Genomic DNA, 19,713 nt, shown 5'->3' on the forward strand with positions numbered 1-19,713 from the left:
TTTTTGAACGAATTTTTGCTTTTTTTCTTTCATTTCGAACACTCTCTTCCATATCACACCTCCTAAGTACGACGCTTATTCCAAGAAAATTGAACAACCGTAACGCCCAAAACAATTACGAACAAAACAAGTGAAATAGCTGAAGCATAACCAAAATCAAATTTTTTGAATGCTTCATTGTAGATTTGGTAAACCAGCACATTTGTCGCTCGACCAGGGCCGCCATCCGTCATCACTTGCACAAGGTCAAACACCTTGAAACAATTGATGACAAGCATGATCGTTACAAAGAAGGTTGTTGGTCTCAACGAAGGTAATGTCACATTCAAAAATTGTTTCCAACGGTTTGCTCCATCTAGCGAAGACGCTTCATATAGTTCTTTTTGGATACTTTGTAGTCCTGCAAGGTATAGAATCATGTAATAACCCATCCCTCGCCAAATACTGACAATTACAATTGCCCAAAGCGCCCAATTTGAACTTGAAGTCCAACCTGGAGGATGTTCAATAAATCGTCTTAAAAAGATATTAATAGGTCCCACTGTTGGATGAAACAACATATTCCAAACAACAGCAATTGCTACTAAGGAAGTAACATACGGAAAGAAAAATATCGTACGAAAAAGCTTCATCCCTCTAATTTTCTGATTTAGTAGTAAAGCTAGCCCTAACGAACAAACAAGTGTGCCAGGCACTACAGCAGCGGTATATAAAAAAGTATTTTTCAAAGAAATCCAAAATGTCTCATCGTTGGCCATTTTACGAAAGTTATCTAGTCCAGCAAATTCTGGCATTGAAAAAGAATCCCATTTCATAAATGCTAGTACAAGCGAAAACAGGATTGGTATTAATGTAAAAACGAAAAAACCAATGAAATTCGGGGCGATAAACGAATAAGCGATCCACGTTCGTTTTCTACGCAAATGATTTGTAGCTTTCTTATTTATACTATTCTCCATTTCGATGACGAAACCAAGAGTGTTTGATCTCTTGGCTTCTCTCCTTTCATGATTATTCTTTTTCCGCAGCTACACGTTTCTCCATATTTACCGTTCCTTTTTCCGGCGTTTCATCTCCAACCAAAACTAAGTCATATTCTTCTTGTAAAATCTTATCGATTGCAGGCCCATACGTATCAATCGGAAATTCAAGTTTGATTTCATCAGGAGAAAAAGCTTTTTTAGAAATTTCATCCGTTGGCATTCCAGCGAGATTAAAATAAAGCTGATCAATCTCATCCGTACGATATGAAGGAACTACTCCTACTCCTGCTAATACTTTTGCTCCTTCTTCACTGGCTGCAAATTCAATAAATTCTTGCGCCGCTTTTTGTTTCTTTGAGTTTTTATTGACAGCAAATGCTGTTGGTGAGCCAAACGTCGTGACCGATTCTCCTTTTTTCTTCTGAGGAATAGCTGTAATTCCCCATTCTACTTCTGTCTTACTTGCTTCTTTGTTTGCGAGTATGCCAGCCATATACCAAGTTCCCATGTACATCATTGCTGCTTTTTGTTCTTCAAATTGAGACTGATAGGTTACTTTCGTTGATTTAGCCGTGCCAAAATCCATCTGCGCGCCTTCTTTTTGCATCCTCAATGCTCGATCATAATAATCAGTCATATATTGATAATCTGGTTCAACAAGATTCGCCTCGTTTTGAGCAGCTGCAATAGCTTGGATTGTCGAACGCCAGATATGTTGATATGCTCCGTAAACTTGTCCGTCATTTTTACTAAGTTTTTTTGCTAAATCTTCATATTCGTCCCAAGTTAGATTTTTTGGATATTCGATTCCTGCATCATCAAACATTTTCTTATTGTAATATAGTACCCAAAAGTCCGTTCGATATGGCAATGCATATGTTTTTCCATCGATATCATACATTTCATATGTTTCTTCAGCAGCATCAGTGTCTAATTCTCTAATTCGTTCTGTTTGATCGACTAACTGATCTCGTAAAGCATAATTTGAATACGACAAAAGATTTTTCATCGTCAATACATCTGTCGTGTCTACAGAAGAAAGCATCGTGGTGAGTTTCGTATCATAATCATCTGAAGCAATATCTACTGCTTTCACTTTGATTCCCGTTTTCTTTTCGAATGCTTCAAAGAGCGCTTTGAATTCAGGTGTTGTTTCATAATTCCATGTCGAAACGGTAATTTCATTTGCTGATTCTTCACTACTGTCTTCTTGATTACCACAAGCACCAAATACGAGTGACATTCCTAAAACTATTGATCCAATCATCATTTTTTTCCATCGCTTCATTATATGAATCCTCCTCTTCTCTTATACATCACCAGTAACAGTACCATGTTTTAGCTAGACGAGTGATTCCTTCTACATAAAAGTAATCGCCCCAGATCACACATTCATCTACACCTTTTAAGCTGTTTTTATCATAAACGGCATGGAGAAGCAGACCGTTTGATCCGTTAACTCGTTTCGTTGTATAGTTTTTCTGTAATTCTTCCAAGATTTTGATTGCTATCTCTTCGTAATCGAAATGACGAGGATCTGAAACAGGCAGTTGTTTGGAAAGTTCTAGCAATCCACATGCCGCTATAGCTGCTGCAGAACTATCTTTTTCCTCTTTGCTATCTTCTTTGAATCTAATTTTAGGAGGTACGTTTTGGTATTTATTCGTACAAATAAAAGAGAATTATCTTTATTCATGTAACGCATCCAATTGATTTTTTCATGTACGCTCCTGGAACGATTTTACTGACGATTGCTTATTTAACTGCGAATCGCTCATTAGCTTTTATCATAGCTATCCATATTTTGAATAACGTTCTTGGCTTTGTATTATAGATACAGATGACAAAAAAAGTTCAAGTATGCGGTGTAGAACCAATATCGCATACTTGAACTTTTTTCAATGAGTATAAATTAAAACTTCTAATTTTCAATTCCCATCATCTGATATGCCCGACCGTCTGAACTTCTTTTGAAAAAGCCAAATGTGATTAGATAACGTCTTTGTTCGACATAATCGCCACTAGAAAATACGTTCAGCAGTATCGAATTAACCTCTGTTTCTGTATAAGTCACTCCATGGTCAAAGCGTTTCAAGACTTCTTTCAATAGGATGTTTTTCTTTTTTGTTGAACTTGGTACTTGTTTTACTTTTCCATCATTCATGAATGTGTCTCAAACTTTCATTTTTTCTTGCTCCGTATAAGTATAAACCATCTTCTTTCTCCTTTTGATTCTAAGAATACTCCATTTATGTTAGAATATTCTGGATTTTTTATTAAAGCGGTTACTCTTAAGAAAGATATTATCATAGTGCTCTTTTTTTTACTACTACTTATAGGTAGATTTATTCTAATCCATTATTCTCCCCTACCAATAATTAAAGAAAAAAACTGGATCAGGGTGTTCAAATTACATGCTAAGAAAAAAGAACCCTTGAATACCAAGGGTTCTTTCTCAGTCTGATAACAATGATTAACGACGGATTTCTTTGATACGAGCAGCTTTTCCGTGTAATGCACGTAGGTAGTACAATTTTGCACGACGTACTTTACCGTAGCGAACTACTTCGATTTTTGCAACACGTGGTGTATGCAATGGGAATGTACGTTCAACGCCCACTCCGTTAGAAACTTTACGTACTGTATAAGTTTCGCTGATTCCAGCACCGCGGCGTTTGATAACAACACCTTCAAATAACTGGATACGTTCACGAGTACCTTCAACAACTTTTGCGTGAACACGCACAGTGTCACCAGGGCGGAACGCTGGGATGTCAGAACGTAATTGTTCTTTTGTTAATTCTTCGATTAATGAATTCATGGTTTTCTTCTCCTTATTCCAAATATTCTTATGAGCTTTTCTCACAGCGGAATATCGTAATAGTTAAGTGCTTTTGCACTCACCATAAAATACTAACATATTATCAACCTACTGTAAAGAAGATTTTAGAAAAAGTCACTTGGCTTCATCTGCTGTTTTTTCTTGTTCTTCTTTCTTGATTTCTTCTAAAAATTTCGTCATTTGAGGTGTCCATTCAAGTGTTTCCAAAAGATCAGGCCGACGTTGATAGGTCCTTCTTAGTGATTCTTTTAATTGCCATTCTTCAATCAATTTATGATTTCCATTTGTTAATACTTCTGGTACTTTCATCCCTTTATATTCTGCCGGGCGAGTATATTGGGGATGTTCCAATAAACCGGTTGAATAAGAATCCGTTTGAGCTGAAGTCTGATTCCCTAACACATCTGGCAAAAGCCGAACTGTTGCATCGATCATGACCATCGCACCTAATTCTCCCCCAGTAAGGACATAATCTCCTAAGGAAACTTCATCTGTCACTAATGTGCGGATACGTTCATCATATCCCTCATAATGACCACAAATGAATACTAAGTGTTCTTCTTGTGAAAATTCTTCTGCCATTTTCTGATCGAATCGTTTACCAGCTGGGTCAAGAAGAATTACTCTTTTTTTGACATCCGGTGCAGCTTTTTCAATGGCTTGGATGTTATCATAGATGGGCTGGACTTTGAGCAGCATGCCTGCTCCACCGCCGTATGGATAATCATCTACTGTCTGATGTTTGTTATCTGAATAATCGCGGAAGTTAGAGATATTGATATCTAATAATCCTTTATCTACAGCCTTACCGATGATGGATTCCCCCATAGGACCTTCAAACATTCTTGGAAATAAAGTCAATACATCAATCTTCATCGTCAATCAGTCCTTCTGGAATTTCTACACGGACCACTCCAGCTTCTAAATCGACTTCTTTGACGACAGAAGCGATATATGGAAGCAATATATCAGCTTTTTTCGGACGTTGAACGACCCAAACATCATTGGCACCTGGTGACAAGATTTCTTTTATTTTACCTAACTCAGTTCCATCTTCTAATACATGCAGACCGATGATCTCATGGTAATAGAATTCATTTTCAGCTAGATCTACAGAGTTGTCTTTTGACACTTTTAATATGCCATCCCGATATTTTTCCACATCATTGATAGAAGGATGTCCTTCAAAACTCAATAAGTCAAAATTTTTATGTTTGCGATGACTTTTGACTGTTAATTCCACAGGTGCTTTTCCGTCTTGGAATAGTGTTAGCACCGTTCCTTTTTTGTAACGTTCTTCTGGGAAATCCGTTGTTGAGATAACACGGACTTCGCCTTTGATACCTTGTGTGTTTACGATTTTTCCTACATTCAAGTATTCAGTCAACTTATATCCCCATTTCTTTTTTGTCTGTTTTATTTTAGCATGTGTGAAGAGGCAATTCTAGTTTTCTTTTAAGGTATTAAGCCAAAATTATGCAAAAATGCGGCGTGCTATTTTTGATTACTTCCTGTGACTTGGAGTTAAATGATGGGCTCAGATCAGCGCGCTGATTTCACAACCTCTTCATAGAAACTGCCATCTTCAACGCAGACATAGGATCTTGATGAGTGATCGTATAGGCATTTTTCGGTTCTTGCCAGCTTACTTCTACGGCTCGATTCGTCGTATCACCCATATCAACAGTAATTTTACCAAATTGTTCAGGTGCTGGTAGACTGTTTTCTTCCAAATAAGCTACGATTTCTTTAGCTAATAGTAAGGGATCTTGGCCTTTTATATTATTCCCACGGATTCGAATACGCCAGTTTCCTTCTTGCCATTCAAGAAAACTTGAACCTGCTGCACCTTGCTGATACCCTGTGATTCGAGAACCTAAGTCCACTTGCTGACCCTTTGTGTCGATCTCAAAGGGCTGCAAAACTTGGATTGTTTCTTGACTAGAAGCAAACCCATATTGATATAGATAGGTTGCAATAGGCGTTTCTTGATTCAATTCGTCAGCATTCAACCCGAGGGGACGATCTGTTCTGTAATATAAAATAGAATAACCTTGCTTTGTATGTGTCGCTGCGATATTGAGATAGCCTGAAGAGACTGGTACATCTAGAGGCATGGGAACATTTGGCTGTTGTTCTTTCAACTGGTCTAAAGCAGTCTTTTTCTCATTATTTGAGGTAGCCATTGTTTGTTCAGTGGTGGAAGCCGTTTTGGTACTACTTTTTTCTGGACTGGTAACAGTTTCAGATATACTGCTTGATAGATGTGTATTGTCTGATTCTTGAGTAACCGAACTACAAGCGCTTAACAATAGAGCAAATGGAATAAATAACATTTTCTTTCTCATTGGCTGTTCACTCCCTCCTCCTATAAGGATACGCTTTCTTGCTTGTTTTGCCAAATAATTATTTCTTCAATTAATAAAAAAAACAAAAAAGCTGCACTCGAAAATTCGAGTACAGCACGTTTATTTACTTTTCCTTATCATCGATGATATTCAAACGCACTTTTTTCGGTGCATTGATCCGAACACCGTAAATGATTGTGCGGATTGCTTTAGCAACACGCCCTTGTTTTCCAATGATACGGCCAATATCTTCAGGAGCCACTGTTAGATTGTACTCGTAAAAGTCTTTCGACTCTACGACGTCTAACTTGACTTGATCAGGATAAGTGACTAGCGGACGAACGATTGTTAAGACTAAGTCGCTTAAATCTTTCATATCCGGTCACCTTATTTCTTTGAGAATTTAGCTTCGTGGTGTTTTTGCATAACGCCTTCTTTTGAAAGGATGTTACGTACAGTGTCAGAAGGTTGTGCACCTTTTGATAACCAGTCAAGAACTAAGTCTTCTTTTAAAACTACTTCTGCAGGGTCTTTCAAAGGATTGTAAGTACCTACAGTTTCGATGAAACGTCCATCACGAGGAGAACGTGAATCAGCTACGACGATACGGTAAAACGGACTCTTTTTAGAACCCATACGTTTTAAACGGATTTTAACTGCCATTATTTATTTCCACCTCCATTGTTTTATTCACAAGATGTAGTGTAACAGTTTTTTTTTACCCTGTAAAGCTTTTTTTCTTTACAGCTTGATTAAATTCGATTTTTTTTAGGAAATAGAAGATTTTAGACTTCTTTTTTGTTAAAAATAAGTAATCTATCTTCTATGTAGCTTTTGTCAGTAAGTGTTTTTATTTGCTCCAGTTACTTATTTTTTGTAAGATTATTATAGATAGTTTGAAGGAGGAAAAATCGTATGACAAAAAAAATTGGATTTTTTATTGGTAGTTTAAGAAAAGATTCTTACAACAAAAAAGTAGCAGAAGCTTTTGCGAAATTGCTTCCTGAAGGGTACGAAAGTGTATTTGTAAAAATCGATGATCTGCCATTTTACAATGAGGATCTCGAAACTCCAGAACAGGCTCCTGCTGAATGGACTCGTTTTCGTGAGGAAGTGAGGGGACTAGACGGTGTCGTTTTCGTTACTCCTGAATACAACCGTTCTGTGCCAGCAGTATTGAAAAATGCTTTAGATGTAGGCTCAAGACCTTATGGACACAGTGTTTGGGATCATAAACCAGGTTTAGTCGTTACTGCATCACCAGGTGGGATCGGCGGCTTTGGCGCAAACCACCATCTACGCCAATCACTTGTCTTTTTGAATGTGCCAACCTTGCAGCAACCGGAAGCATATATCGGAAACGTTGCGAATCTAATTGATGAAAATGGTAATATCGTTGAAGGAACATTAAGTTTCTTCCAAACGATTTTAGATGCGTATCTAGATTTTTCTAACAAATTAACAGAGTAAAAAGCATAACGGTAATAAAAAAGGCAACTATGTACAGGACATTTCTGCATATAGTTGCCTTTTTTATTTTATTTACTTCTACTTTCGTACATAATGCAATTCGATAAATTCACCGAATCGTGTCGTGTCTAGCATTTCAAAACGCGCTTCATATGTTCCTTTTTGGAATAAAGGAATCCCGTCCCCTAATAATACAGGGGTAATCTGGATATACCATTCATCAATCATTTGATGTTCCAATAGCGGTTTGATCAATCGACCGCCACCCACAACCCAGATATCTTTTCCTTCTGTCATTTGTAGATTTTTTAGAAAAGCAACAGGATCTTCGTTTACGACCTCAGCATCTGGCAATTGTAATTGTGCGTGGGTGGAAAAAACGAAATTCTTTTTCTCTGGATAAATTGCTTCGGTCTCCAAATGTTTTTTTGCTTCCTGATAAGTTTTTCTGCCCATGATGGTCGTATCGATTGTTTCATAAAAAGCTTCATAAGTGGTTTGCTTACCTGTTGGAGTGTCAAAAAGCCATTGAAGATCATCCGTTTTCGTTGCCAAATAGCCATCTAAACTTATAGCACCATAAAATATGATTTTTCGCATGCTTTATTCGCCCTTTCTGCCGATACGTACGACCTCTTCTTTGCGGAAACAACTGTCAAGGTGATCATTGATGATCCCGACAGCTTCTAAAAAAGCATAGATTGTTGTGCTTCCGATAAATTTAAATCCTCTTTTCTTTAGATCTTTTGCTAATTCATCTGAAAGAGGACTTGTTGTTGGGACTTCTTCTTGTGAATGATAAGAAGAATCAACGATTTTTCCATTAGAAAACGACCAAAGATACTCTGAAAAACTGCCGATTTCTTCTTGAATTTTCAAGACTGCTTTGGCGTTTTGGACGGCTGCTTCGATTTTTCTTCGGTTACGAATAATTCCTTTGTTTTCCATTAGTTCACTGATTTTTGTTTCTCCATAATTTGCGACTTTTTTGATATCGAATCGATCATATGCTTCATCGAATGCTTCACTTTTATTTAAAATCGTCTGCCAGCTCAATCCGGCTTGATTAATATCAAGCATCAATTTTCGGAACAGCTTTTGGTCATCATATTCAGGAACACCCCAGACAGTATCATGATATTGCCGCATACTTTCTGTTTGTTCACTCCACGGACATCTCATCTGTGCCACCACTTCGTTTAGAGTAATTGTATTAGTAAAGAATAAAAATTGCTGATAGAAAAGCTCCGGCAGTAGACATTTTCAGTCTGTACCGAAGCTGTTTTTTTCATCTTATTTCCGTTTTTTCTTTTTCTTCTTATTTTTCTTGATCATTCGATTCATCGCCATTTTGCCTAGTTTTCCTTTGACGCCTGAACCAAACATTTGGTCCATACCTGGGATGTTCATATCCCCTTTGGACATTTGCTGCATCATTTTTCTTGATTCCTTGAATTGTTTGATCATTCGATTCACTTCAACAACACTGTTTCCAGAACCGGCAGCAATTCGGCGACGACGGCTTGGGTTCAACAGATCAGGATTTGCTCTTTCTGCTGGCGTCATAGAATAAACCATCGCTTTTTTGCGTTCAACATCTTTTGGATCTACCTTGACGTTTTCGATTCCAGGGACTTGATTCATTCCTGGGATCATTTTGATTAGATCTTCCAGTGGGCCCATACCCATCACTTGATCAAGCTGTTCAATAAAGTCATTGAAATCGAATGAATTTTCCCGCATTTTCTGTGCAAGTTCTTCCGCTTTTTTCTCGTCATAGTCTTGCTGCGCTTTTTCAATCAATGTCAGCATATCCCCCATACCAAGGATACGGCTAGCCATACGATCTGGGTGGAATACTTCTAAGTCAGTCAATTTTTCACCAGAACCGATGAATTTGATTGGTGCGCCTGTCACTGAGCGGATCGATAGTGCTGCCCCGCCTCGAGTATCCCCATCAAGTTTAGTGATGACGACCCCTGTAATACCTAATTGCTGGTTGAAGCTATCAGCTACGTTGACGGCATCTTGACCAGTCATGGCATCGACAACAAGCAAAATCTCATTTGGTTGCGTCAATTCTTTGATTTGTTTCAACTCATCCATCAATGTTTCATCGATATGCAGACGTCCTGCCGTATCGATCAATACATAGTCGTTTTTCTTTTCTTTTGCTAACTCCATCCCTTGACGGACGATCTCTACCGGGCTGACTTCAGTTCCCATATCAAATACAGGAACGTCTAGCTGTTGACCTAATACTTTCAATTGGTCGATCGCAGCTGGTCGATATACGTCCCCTGCGATTAGGAGCGGACGAGCATTTTCATTTTTCTTTAAATAATTGGCTAATTTACCAGTAAAGGTCGTTTTACCTGCCCCTTGAAGACCAGCCATCATGATAACAGTTGGTATTTTTGGTGATTTATTTAACTCTGCTGTTTCAGAACCAAGTGTGATCGTCAATTCTTCATCAACGATTTTTACGATTTGTTGTGCAGGTGATAAACTTTCCAGCACTTCTGCCCCTACCGCACGTTCGCGTACGCGCTTAGTAAAATTTTTGACTACTTGCAAGTTAACATCGGCTTCTAGTAAGGCAAGGCGGATTTCCCGCATCATTTCTTTTACGTCAGCTTCTGATACTTTTCCTTTTTTTCTTATTTTTCCCATCGCCTGCTGGAGACGTTCAGTTAAGCTTTCAAATGCCATATTTTCTTCATTCCTTTTATTTATTCTTCGATTGCTTGAATTTGCTGTACATATTCAAGTAGTTTTTTATCTTCCGGGTACTTATCTGTAATATATGCAGTCATATTTTCCAATACCTGTTCTCGAACAATATAATTAGAAAAAAGATGGAGTTTTTTTTCATAATCCTCCAAGATCTTGCTTGTCCGCTTGATATTGTCATATACTGCTTGTCGGCTTACTTCGTATTCTTCCGCGATCTCACCTAATGAAAAATCATCTGCATAATATAATTCCATGTAGTTCATTTGTTTTTCTGTCAATAAGGTCGAATAAAATTCAAAGAGCGCGTTCATTCGATTGGTCTTTTCGATTTCCATTCTGCTCACCTCTAGTTTTCAGCCATTCTTCATCAGAGAGCACAGTCATTTTTTGCTGAATAAAATAAGCAGTAGCCACTCCGGCACCATTTTTTTTTATTCCGGAAAAACTCCCGTCATAAATCGAATGGGTTCCGCATGAAGGGCTTTTTTCCTTCATGATGACTAGATCAATGTGTTTTTCCTGCAATTTTTGATAGGCTTTGATCGCGCCATTTTTGTACGCTTCCGTTACATCTTCGCCGCTTGTCGTCCATACTTTTGCTTGATCTTTCCACACATCGAATCCATTTCCACCAATGATTTCAGCGGGATCTCTAGGAATTGGTAATCCGCCGATCACTTCTGGACAGACCATGACAGCTTCTCCAGTTTCAACTAGTTCCATCAATTCTGGTACTTCTTTTTTCTGTCCATCATAGCGACAGGCCAGACCGCCTAAACATGCACTGATTCCAATCATTGACTGCTCTTCCTTTCTATTCAGCAAAGTGCCTTCCTATTATACCATTTATTTCTTTTGTAAAATAGCCCTTTGTACTGATTCTATGCTAAAATATAAACAGAATGAAACCTATTTAAAGGAGATTTGAATGAAAAAAATACTAGTTGTTGATGATGAACCTTCTATTGTAACGCTCTTGACGTTCAATTTGGAAAAAGAAGGCTACAAGGTAACCAGTGCCACAGATGGAGGCGAAGGATTAGAATTAGCATTAGAACAATCATTTGATTTCATCATTTTAGATGTGATGCTTCCAACGATGGATGGCATGGAGATCACTCAGCGGCTGCGTCAAGAAAAAAATGAAACACCGATTTTGATGCTGACGGCTAAAGATGACCAAGTGGATCGGATCATTGGCCTAGAAATAGGTGCTGACGACTATTTGACCAAACCATTTAGTCCTCGCGAAGTATTAGCCCGTATGAAAGCAATATTCAGACGGATTGAACCTCGTAAGCAATCAAAAGATGAAGCTGAGCCTGAATATCTATCGATTGGACAAATCACTGCTGATTTGACCAATTATCAAGTGACCGTAGACGACCATCTGATTGAACTAACACCGAAAGAATTTGAATTACTTGTTTATTTCATGAAACGAAAAGACCGTGTGATCGACCGAGACACATTGCTAGACCGCATTTGGAATTTTGACTTCGCAGGACAAAGCCGAATCGTAGATGTACACGTTAGTCATTTGCGAGAAAAAATCGAGCGAGATCCAAAACATCCAAAGTACTTGGTGACTATTAGAGGATTTGGCTATAAGTTTCAGGAACCAAAACGATGAAATGGAAAAAAATTTATGAACGTCTCTTCTTTCTTATTCTTTTAGTTAGTTTGTTTTTTGGTGGCTGGCAATTGATTTCCCATTATTTTCAACAGCAGATCGTGGAACAGCAAGAAAGCTACCTGACAAAAAAAGTACAACTGCTGATCTGGCAATTAGATGTCGAAAACCTCCAAGCAGCGCAAAACAAAACTGCTTTGGAAGAATTCGTCCATCAGTCGAACGAACGGATTACTTTAATGGATGCTACTGGAAAGATCTTATTTGACACAAACAATGAAACATTGAATGAACAGCGAAACTCCCGTCCCGAAATCAAAGCCGTATTGAATGGTGGGAACCTAGGTAGCGCTTTGCGCAAAAGTACTACTTTGAATGAGGATCTTTTATATGTCGCATTACCAGTCAAAAAAAGTGGCCAGTTAGAAGCCATTTTACGTATCGCAGAACCGACAAGCGGTTTTTTACCGAGAACTGAGAGTTTTCGCCGTTGGGTCTTTTTCTTCTTTCTGTCTTTCTTCCTTGTTCTTGCAGGAATGATCTATTATCTGATCTATCAAAAAAACCAGCCATTGAAAACCGTGCTGCCCGTACTAAAAAAAATGGTGCAAAATCCTAATCAGGCGGAAGTAATCATGCAAACACCCGATCAATGGGAAGAATTGTATCAGACGATCAATGCGTTGAGCGAACAAATGAGTAAGATGTATCGGGCGTATACTACCACAGAAGAGCAATTATATACGTTACTGAACGAACTGATGATTGGCGTATTCCTGATTGATGATGCTGATTCTCGTTTACTACTGCTTAATCCAAAGATGCAGCTACATTTAAACGTGGTAAGCTATCAACCTGAACAGCGGTACACAGAAGTCATTCAAGAGCCAAAACTCATTCAGCTGATTCATCAAGTGACTCCTGAGCATCCGCTGATCCATCAGGAGATCACCCTTACAGAAGGTCGGCAGACATTAGACTTGAGTTTGCGCTACTTTACTAATTCAGAAGGTACCGGACAGATTCTAGGGGTGGCGTATGACTTAACGAAAGTGCGACGTTTAGAAAAGCTACAAAAGGATTTCGTTGGCAACGTCTCTCACGAATTAAAAACTCCTGTGACTTCACTGATTGGTTTTACCGAGACTTTACTGGATGGTGCAAAAGATGACCCGCAAACTCTGACTTCTTTTCTTGAGATCATGCAAAAAGATGCGATCCGGTTAGATAAACTGATTCGGGAAATCATCCAGCTGTCAAAAGATGGCGAGAATTCTTACGAGATCCAGACAATTTATACAGAACCTTATTTCCAGCAAATCGTTCAAAATTATCAGCCAATCATCGAAAAGAAACGGTTGACGATTCGATTGATTGGAAAGAACGAACCATTTACTACTAAAACAGATATCCTTTATCCAATTATCAAAAATCTGATTGAAAATGCTGTCCAATATTCAAAAAGCGACAGCGAGATTATTATCCGCTATCAGGCAACAGATGATCTATCGTTTTCTGTCCAAGACTTTGGTATAGGTATCGACATTGAGGATCAGGAACGGATCTTTGAGCGTTTTTACCGCGTAGACAAGGCGCGAAGCCGACATTCAGGCGGGACCGGATTAGGGTTAGCGATTGTAAAAGACTACGTGCAACTCCTTCATGGTACGATTACTGTAGACAGTCATCTTGGAACAGGTTCGACTTTCACCGTTACCATTCCGAAAATGTAAAAAAGAGCAACTGCTCGTGCGTTTTAAAGTTGGATGACTCATCCTGCTTCGAAAGATACACGAGTGGTTGTTCTTTTTTACTCTTTTTTGAGATACTTTTCGTCAATTTTCTCGTTTAAATATCGATAGAAATTTTTTAACTACGCGACTAAACGGCTTTTGCTCTTTTTCATTTTTACGTTCAAACAAATATTCTACCAATGTGGTCAAATGCCTAAAAATCGAATCTGCCGAGAAAAATAGAATGCTCAACAGCAAAAGTGATACAGCTGAGATACCGGTGATTGAAAACAGCTTATGCAAAAAGATGACCGAAAAAAAGTTACCGCTAGCACAGAAAAGAATGATCTGACTTCTGAATTTATTCAGCGGTGAACAGATTTTATAGAGAACGAGGAACCCTACTGCAATCAAAAGCATGGTAGATGCTGTAGAAACATCTGTTTTATTTAGATTCAAAGTCACCCCGCAGATCACCAACGCACCGACTACGATCATATCTGTTAGTCCACCTGGCACAGCTTTTTCCATCACATTCATGATGAATTTCCCTCTGATTCGCTTTTTGTTTTCTTCTAGAGCAAGCAAGAAAGATGGAAGTCCGATAGTAAACAAACTAATCAATGTGATTTGTGATGGTTCTAAAGGATAGGTCAGAGCAAAGATCACTGAAAACAGTGAGAGCAAAAAGGAGAAAATATTCTTCACTAAAAACAAGCTGGCTGATCGCTCAATATTGTTCACAACGCGCCGTCCTTCTGCAACAACTTCTGGCATGCGTGAAAAGTCAGAATCAAGTAAGACCACTTGTGAGGCCTGCATGGCGGCTTCATTTCCGGAAGCCATCGCTATACTGCAGTCTGCTTCTTTCATGGCTAGAATATCATTCACGCCATCACCTGTCATAGCTACTGTATTGTTACGCTTTAGCAATTGAACGAAGATTTTCTTTTGTTCTGGCTTGACGCGTCCAAAAACTGTATATTTTTCGACAGCTGCTTCATATTCTTCTTCTGATAATTTAGATGCATCAACGTACTGATCAGCATGTGAAATCCCTGCTTGGACAGCTACATTGGATACGGTGAGCGGATTATCTCCAGAAATCACTTTGATGGCTACTTGCTGTTTTTTGAAGTAATCAAATGTGGCTCTTGCTTCTTTTCTGATAGGATTAGCAATCAGAATATAGCCTAATGGTGTGACTGCTTCTGTCAATACTGGTTCTTCAAGAATCCCATCGTACACACCAAAGACCAACACGCGATAGCCTTTTTCAGCGAAAGAAACAAACTCTTCCGCATATTCCGGCAATTGATCGCGCAAAACCATTTCGGGCGCTCCTAAAACATACACCTTGTCTGCCAACGCTACACTGCTGAATTTTTGGACAGAAGAAAAAGGAATAACATGGTGATAGGATTGATCAGTGGTTTTTGTAAAATATGCTTTAACAGCTTCCATTGTTGCATTGTCTCCTGCCATCGCTTTTGCATAGTCAGCAATGCATGTTTCCAATTGATCTGACTGACTGATTATTTCTTGTTTTTTAGAGACGATCACTTTTTGAACAGACATTTTATTTTCTGTGATCGTTCCTGTTTTATCTACACAAAGGACATTTACCCTTGCCAATGTCTCAATGCTTTTCATATTGTGTAAAAGAACTCTTTGCTTTGCTAGTTTAGTCGCACTTAATGCTAATGCAATCGTCGTCAGCAAGTACAGTCCTTCAGGTATCATACCGATCAATGCTGCTTCCATTGCAACGACACTTTCTTTGATCGTGTTTCCATTAAAAAAGTAACTTTGAGAAAAAAGCAGGATACCGATAGGAATAATGATGATCCCAATCCATTTGATCAATTGATTAAGAGAAGCAATCATCTCCGACTGTTCTCCTTCTCCCATTGTCTTGGCTTTGACTGTCAGCTGGGAAATATACGAATCTGCTCCAACTTTGTCTAATCGGGCGTAAGCTTTTCCGGAAACAATGAAACTGCCGGACATTAATGGATCGCCTATTTCTTTGGTTATTTCATCTGCTTCGCCTGTCAATAAAGCCTCATTAACTTGCAGTTTCCCTTCCACGACCTCTGCATCTGCTGGAATTTGATGTCCAGTCTCTAAAATAACAATGTCATCTATTACAAGGTCTTCTATATCTATTGTTTGTTCTATCCCGTCTCGTATGACATTGACTTTTGCTGTATTTAAAACATTTAGTTCGTCCAAGATCTTTTTGGATCGAATTTCCTGAAAAATGGCGATTCCTGTATTGGCTATGATAACTGGTAAAAAAGTCAAGTTCTTATAGGATTCTACTAAACAAAGCAAAATGGCTAAGATAAGAAAGATCAAATTGAAATACGTAAATATGTTTTCCAATACGATTTGCTGATTTGTTTTGAATGTGGGATCGACTGAATTATTTGCTGCACCTTTTTCTATTCGTTCCTTGACTTGATCTGCCGTTAATCCTTCTTTATACGATGGAAAAAGACGGATGACTTTATCTGATGATCTTTGTGTTACTTTCTTTTTTTTACTTCGATTTATCCATTTATTCTTCATGTGGCTACCTCGATTGATTTCGTTTTCTGGATATTTCCAAACTTCTCCTATCCAGTATAGAACAGATATGGAAAGTGTTCCTCACATTAAGCTTGCAAACACCTTTCATTCCTGTCATATAGCAAAAAAAAGCTACGACAGTTCTATGTCGTAGCTCTTTTTTTCGAATAAACGGTGTTCAATCAGCTGACCCTCGGTATTAGCTCAAAAAACGGCAAAATATGAGGAACTATTTTTCACAATTAAAGGAAAAATGTATATGTGGGGAAACATAGTTGATTTTTCCTTAATAGTAACGACTACCGTGGCATGTTTATCTGCTAGTTATTTGATATTTCCTTCGTGATCACGTTCTACTTCCATCATTGTGATTGGTAAATAGCCCAATTCTTTGACAGGTCCTTCTTGGATTTCTTCTGTCATCATGTAGTCTAAGAATTTTTGGACTTCAGGGGAAGGTTTTCCGTTCGTGTACATATGTTCATATGACCAGATTCCCCAGCTGTTATCTGCTACATTCTCTTCTTTTGGTTCTACACCGTCGATACTTAGTGCTTGTGTGGAATCATCGAGATATGAGAAAGCTAAATAGCTGATTGCTCCTGGTGTTTGACTTACCAGCTGCCGAACTGTTCCTGATGAATCTTGTTCTTGGGACTGCACAGGGGTAGCACCATCCAGTCCCCATTTTTCGAATGTCGCGCGGGTACCGCTGCCGTTTGCACGGTTCACGACGTTGATTTTTTGATCTTTCCCGCCAACTTCCTTCCAGTTAGTGATTTTTCCTGTAAAGATATCAATCAATTCCTGTTTGGTGATATCTTTGACATCTGTATCTTTATTGACGATTGGTGCCATCCCGACCACTGCTACTTTATGATCCACTAATTTTGAAGCATCAACTCCGTCTCTTTCTTCTGCAAATACATCAGAGTTTCCGATAGTAACTGCTCCAGCTTCGACTTGGCTCAAACCAGTTCCGCTTCCTCCTCCTTGTACAGAGATTTGATAATTTGGATTTTCTTGTACAAAGCTTTCTTGTGCTGCATCGACTAACGGCTGTAATGCTGTCGAACCTACCGCAACGATTTTTACTTGTTCATTTGAGTCACTTGAATTATTTTGTGTGGCAGAGCCATCTGTATTTCCTGATCCTGAGCCGCATCCGGCTAAAAGAATTCCCATCATACCTAGAGTAAACAATACTTTTTTCATTTTATTGCTCCTTTCTTATTTACAACTAAAGTTTATCAGTCGACTGTAAATCCCTCGTATGGTTGCTGTAAAAATATAGTTAAGTTATGTAAAAATCATGTAAACGTTTTTCGCATTCTTTACATAATAATAAAAAAAGCATATGAGAAACATGCATTTTACGCAGCTCATATGCTTTTTTACTGATGATCCACCATCAATAGTTATTTTTTATAGATACAGATCGTTCACTTTTTATCCTGATTTCTGTCCAGAAGTAAAAAAATGTTGCAAGAATAAATGAGGCAATTACTAAATAGAACCATGGTTTGATCGTCAAGAAATACATGGAGGAATAAGCTGAATCCTTCAATCCACTCTCGCTCAAACCATTAGGGCCGATAATCAAGCGAGGCAGCAAAGAAAACATAGATGTAAATACTAATAAGCAAGAAAAGTAAAGCAGCTGCCAATTGTAGTGATTGATCAGAGATTTTGGTAATAAGAGACCTACACTTATCACTAAATAGAAAACAATCAAAGCTGGAAAATTCCTAGAAACCACAAATCCGCTTCCTTGGATCAGGCCTAATATCTCCGCACCTTGTACAACAGCATTTACCCATGTAAAAGGTAGCAAAACGATAGGAAAAAACCAAAAAAATAAATAAAGCCGATCGATTACTGTTTTTCTTCTCATTAACGTTCCCCCAAACTACTTTTTCTCTCATCATACTATACAATTTTCTATCTAAAAAAATTAGGGGGAAAAACTTTTTTTTTAGAGATAATGGCATGAGAGTTTATTCATTTAATCTAGAAATAATGAAAAAGTAATTGATTATTGCAGGATTCAATTTACAATAAAACTAACAAAATAATAACACTTGTTAGGTGGTGATGAAAGATGATAAAAACTTGCTGGAAAAACCTTCCGTTGCTTTTATCTTTTGTTCCTTATGCGCATTTCGCCTTACTGCTTGATTTTCGTTATCATTCCGTAATCGGGTTCATCACATTGATATTTTTATCTCTTTTTGCTGGATATTATTTTCAAAGGAACAGGCGTATTATATCTCTATTCATTGCCAATATTATATCTACTGTCACTTCCTATTTATTTTGCGCCAATTTTACTGAATGGCGTTACTTCTATCATCCTTTAAAACCGACCCAGCTGATCTTGCTTCTTGCAGGTATTTACTTAGTTCCACAAATCCTTGGGTCGTTATGGGCGGTAGCCTTATCTTATAAAAAAGCTCGGCATCCATAAAAACAAACCATATATGTACAAAGAGAAGCTACTTTCTTCTTTTTATACATATATGTTTTTCTTATATCATGTATACATTTATTACTTTTTTTCTCTTTTATACTCTTAAAAAATGCTGAAATATCAGCATTTTATCTATCTCCTGCTTTTTCTATCTTTTCTGATTTTTAATATCACTATCACCAAAACTATCACTAGTTTTTCTATTTTTTACTTCTTTTCTTCTCTCCAAACACTAAAAACAGTTGTGTAATAATTGCAGCAATAATGATTCCAATAATAGATATTGAATTTGAGGTGGAAACATCTATAATATTCAAAGAATAAAGTGTTGAAGAAAGTAAACTAATTAAAACAATTCCTCCATAAAAAATAGTTTGTGAGTATACCCAATTTTTTTTAGAAGACAGACTTCGTTTAGTTCTAAAACCTATACTTGCATTTCTACTCCTATCAAAAATCCATATATTCAGAAGTAATAATATCGCTACTATTAAGATAAAATTACTATAAAAAAGCAAAATATTCCCTCCTAATTAAATATTAAATACCGAAAAAATTATGTTTAGATAATACCATAGTTAAGTTTTTCCTTGTGATGTTTTTCGTAAAAAGATATTTTAGCAGCATTATCGTTACAGTGCATAGTTACCATCGGCGTTATGACTATATAAAGTATACTTTCGTTGATCCAGAAAGGTATATAGATTAAATAAGTTACCTAAAAAGGACAAATACAAATTTTATTATCTTATTCATAGTAAGAAGATAATTTTAAGATTGCGAAATACGATACTATTGAGAGTATAAAATATTTTGTGTAAATGAAAAAATCCATACAAAAAAGGAAGTCCCTTCTGTAGAATAAAGTTAACGACAACCAATTCACAGAAAAGAGGACTTCCCTATGAATGATTTTACTACAGA

The 19,713-nt window shown here is 37.7% G+C and carries 22 protein-coding genes and 2 pseudogenes; 5 read left to right on the plus strand and 19 right to left on the minus strand.

What is annotated here, in order from left to right; translation table 11 throughout:
• Nucleotides 1-62 precede the first annotated feature (62 nt).
• The 10 genes and pseudogenes from OS138_RS05120 to rpsP all read right to left on the minus strand — a co-directional run bounded on the left by OS138_RS05120 (nucleotide 63) and on the right by rpsP (nucleotide 6,836).
• Nucleotides 63-959 (minus strand): carbohydrate ABC transporter permease, encoded by an 897-nt coding sequence (locus OS138_RS05120; RefSeq protein WP_325069762.1) that lies wholly within the window; start codon nucleotides 957-959, stop codon nucleotides 63-65.
• Nucleotides 960-1,011: 52 nt separating this feature from the next.
• Complete coding sequence (locus tag OS138_RS05125; RefSeq protein WP_325069763.1) at nucleotides 1,012-2,271, minus strand: ABC transporter substrate-binding protein; 1,260 nt, start codon at nucleotides 2,269-2,271, stop codon at nucleotides 1,012-1,014.
• Between the two features lie 28 nt (nucleotides 2,272-2,299).
• Nucleotides 2,300-2,614: pseudogene (locus tag OS138_RS05130) on the minus strand (glycoside hydrolase family 88 protein); the annotation flags it as partial.
• A 290-nt stretch (nucleotides 2,615-2,904) separates the two neighbouring features.
• Nucleotides 2,905-3,147 (minus strand): DUF2087 domain-containing protein, encoded by a 243-nt coding sequence (locus OS138_RS05140; protein WP_002293958.1) that lies wholly within the window; start codon nucleotides 3,145-3,147, stop codon nucleotides 2,905-2,907.
• Nucleotides 3,148-3,456: 309 nt separating this feature from the next.
• Entirely contained in the window at nucleotides 3,457-3,804 is a 348-nt protein-coding gene (rplS, locus tag OS138_RS05145) for a 50S ribosomal protein L19 (RefSeq protein WP_002337802.1), read from the minus strand.
• A gap of 135 nt (nucleotides 3,805-3,939) precedes the next feature.
• Nucleotides 3,940-4,701 carry a tRNA (guanosine(37)-N1)-methyltransferase TrmD gene (gene trmD, locus OS138_RS05150; protein ID WP_002293717.1) on the minus strand — a complete coding sequence of 254 codons (762 nt, stop codon included), beginning with the start codon at nucleotides 4,699-4,701 and terminating at the stop codon, nucleotides 3,940-3,942.
• On the minus strand, nucleotides 4,691-5,212 hold the full coding sequence (gene rimM / locus OS138_RS05155) for a ribosome maturation factor RimM (RefSeq protein ID WP_002337803.1): 522 nt from the start codon (nucleotides 5,210-5,212) through the stop codon (nucleotides 4,691-4,693). Before rimM ends, trmD begins: the two co-directional genes overlap by 11 nt.
• Before the next feature lie 169 nt (nucleotides 5,213-5,381).
• The gene (locus OS138_RS05160) at nucleotides 5,382-6,173 is read right to left on the minus strand and encodes a hypothetical protein (protein WP_325069765.1); all 792 of its coding nucleotides are present in this window, start codon (nucleotides 6,171-6,173) and stop codon (nucleotides 5,382-5,384) included.
• A gap of 124 nt (nucleotides 6,174-6,297) precedes the next feature.
• Nucleotides 6,298-6,549, minus strand: a complete 252-nt coding sequence (locus OS138_RS05165) for a KH domain-containing protein (RefSeq protein ID WP_002337805.1) — start codon at nucleotides 6,547-6,549, stop codon at nucleotides 6,298-6,300.
• 11 nt (nucleotides 6,550-6,560) lie between these two features.
• Entirely contained in the window at nucleotides 6,561-6,836 is a 276-nt protein-coding gene (rpsP, locus tag OS138_RS05170) for a 30S ribosomal protein S16 (protein ID WP_002290274.1), read from the minus strand.
• Nucleotides 6,837-7,088: 252 nt separating this feature from the next.
• Between rpsP and OS138_RS05175 the strand changes: the two genes are divergently transcribed.
• Nucleotides 7,089-7,643, plus strand: coding sequence for an NADPH-dependent FMN reductase (locus OS138_RS05175; RefSeq protein ID WP_002293714.1), 555 nt, complete (start codon nucleotides 7,089-7,091; stop codon nucleotides 7,641-7,643).
• A 78-nt stretch (nucleotides 7,644-7,721) separates the two neighbouring features.
• Here OS138_RS05175 and OS138_RS05180 read toward each other — a convergent pair whose 3' ends face one another.
• From OS138_RS05180 to OS138_RS05200, 5 genes are all read right to left on the minus strand, one after another.
• Complete coding sequence (locus tag OS138_RS05180) at nucleotides 7,722-8,243, minus strand: dihydrofolate reductase family protein (protein WP_002337806.1); 522 nt, start codon at nucleotides 8,241-8,243, stop codon at nucleotides 7,722-7,724.
• 3 nt (nucleotides 8,244-8,246) lie between these two features.
• On the minus strand, nucleotides 8,247-8,825 hold the full coding sequence (locus OS138_RS05185) for a DNA-3-methyladenine glycosylase I (protein WP_002293710.1): 579 nt from the start codon (nucleotides 8,823-8,825) through the stop codon (nucleotides 8,247-8,249).
• A 111-nt stretch (nucleotides 8,826-8,936) separates the two neighbouring features.
• On the minus strand, nucleotides 8,937-10,355 hold the full coding sequence (ffh, locus tag OS138_RS05190; RefSeq protein ID WP_002303400.1) for a signal recognition particle protein: 1,419 nt from the start codon (nucleotides 10,353-10,355) through the stop codon (nucleotides 8,937-8,939).
• Between the two features lie 20 nt (nucleotides 10,356-10,375).
• Nucleotides 10,376-10,714: a putative DNA-binding protein gene (locus OS138_RS05195; protein WP_002293708.1), complete on the minus strand. Its 339-nt coding sequence runs from the start codon at nucleotides 10,712-10,714 to the stop codon at nucleotides 10,376-10,378.
• Nucleotides 10,674-11,177 (minus strand): DUF523 domain-containing protein, encoded by a 504-nt coding sequence (locus tag OS138_RS05200; RefSeq protein ID WP_002297194.1) that lies wholly within the window; start codon nucleotides 11,175-11,177, stop codon nucleotides 10,674-10,676. Before OS138_RS05200 ends, OS138_RS05195 begins: the two co-directional genes overlap by 41 nt.
• A 130-nt stretch (nucleotides 11,178-11,307) precedes the next feature.
• Between OS138_RS05200 and OS138_RS05205 the strand changes: the two genes are divergently transcribed.
• Together OS138_RS05205 and OS138_RS05210 are read left to right on the plus strand one after the other, a co-directional pair.
• Nucleotides 11,308-12,012 (plus strand): response regulator transcription factor, encoded by a 705-nt coding sequence (locus OS138_RS05205; protein ID WP_002293705.1) that lies wholly within the window; start codon nucleotides 11,308-11,310, stop codon nucleotides 12,010-12,012.
• The gene (locus tag OS138_RS05210) at nucleotides 12,009-13,745 is read left to right on the plus strand and encodes an ATP-binding protein (RefSeq protein WP_002303401.1); all 1,737 of its coding nucleotides are present in this window, start codon (nucleotides 12,009-12,011) and stop codon (nucleotides 13,743-13,745) included. The genes OS138_RS05205 and OS138_RS05210 overlap by 4 nt, the downstream gene beginning before the upstream one ends.
• 102 nt (nucleotides 13,746-13,847) lie before the next feature.
• Here the strand turns inward: OS138_RS05210 and OS138_RS05215 are convergent, their stop codons facing one another.
• From OS138_RS05215 to OS138_RS05225, 3 genes are all read right to left on the minus strand, one after another.
• Complete coding sequence (locus tag OS138_RS05215; RefSeq protein ID WP_002303402.1) at nucleotides 13,848-16,319, minus strand: cation-translocating P-type ATPase; 2,472 nt, start codon at nucleotides 16,317-16,319, stop codon at nucleotides 13,848-13,850.
• 324 nt (nucleotides 16,320-16,643) lie between these two features.
• Complete coding sequence (locus tag OS138_RS05220; RefSeq protein ID WP_002289807.1) at nucleotides 16,644-17,534, minus strand: phosphate ABC transporter substrate-binding protein PstS family protein; 891 nt, start codon at nucleotides 17,532-17,534, stop codon at nucleotides 16,644-16,646.
• A gap of 196 nt (nucleotides 17,535-17,730) precedes the next feature.
• Entirely contained in the window at nucleotides 17,731-18,213 is a 483-nt protein-coding gene (locus tag OS138_RS05225; protein ID WP_002302564.1) for a hypothetical protein, read from the minus strand.
• Between the two features lie 207 nt (nucleotides 18,214-18,420).
• On the opposite strand from OS138_RS05225, the gene OS138_RS05230 reads away from it, so the two are divergent.
• Nucleotides 18,421-18,786: a hypothetical protein gene (locus OS138_RS05230; RefSeq protein ID WP_325069767.1), complete on the plus strand. Its 366-nt coding sequence runs from the start codon at nucleotides 18,421-18,423 to the stop codon at nucleotides 18,784-18,786.
• Between the two features lie 203 nt (nucleotides 18,787-18,989).
• Here OS138_RS05230 and OS138_RS05235 read toward each other — a convergent pair whose 3' ends face one another.
• A complete protein-coding gene (locus OS138_RS05235; RefSeq protein WP_002322761.1) occupies nucleotides 18,990-19,307 on the minus strand; it encodes an SdpI family protein in 318 nt (105 codons plus the stop codon).
• A gap of 95 nt (nucleotides 19,308-19,402) precedes the next feature.
• On the opposite strand from OS138_RS05235, the pseudogene OS138_RS12755 reads away from it, so the two are divergent.
• Nucleotides 19,403-19,498 (plus strand): annotated as a pseudogene (locus OS138_RS12755) (DUF5960 family protein); the annotation flags it as partial.
• Nucleotides 19,499-19,713: the final 215 nt, after the last annotated feature.

The sequence above is a fragment of the Enterococcus sp. E5-37 genome (assembly GCF_035726925.1).
GTDB classification, from domain to species: domain Bacteria; phylum Bacillota; class Bacilli; order Lactobacillales; family Enterococcaceae; genus Enterococcus_B; species Enterococcus_B faecium.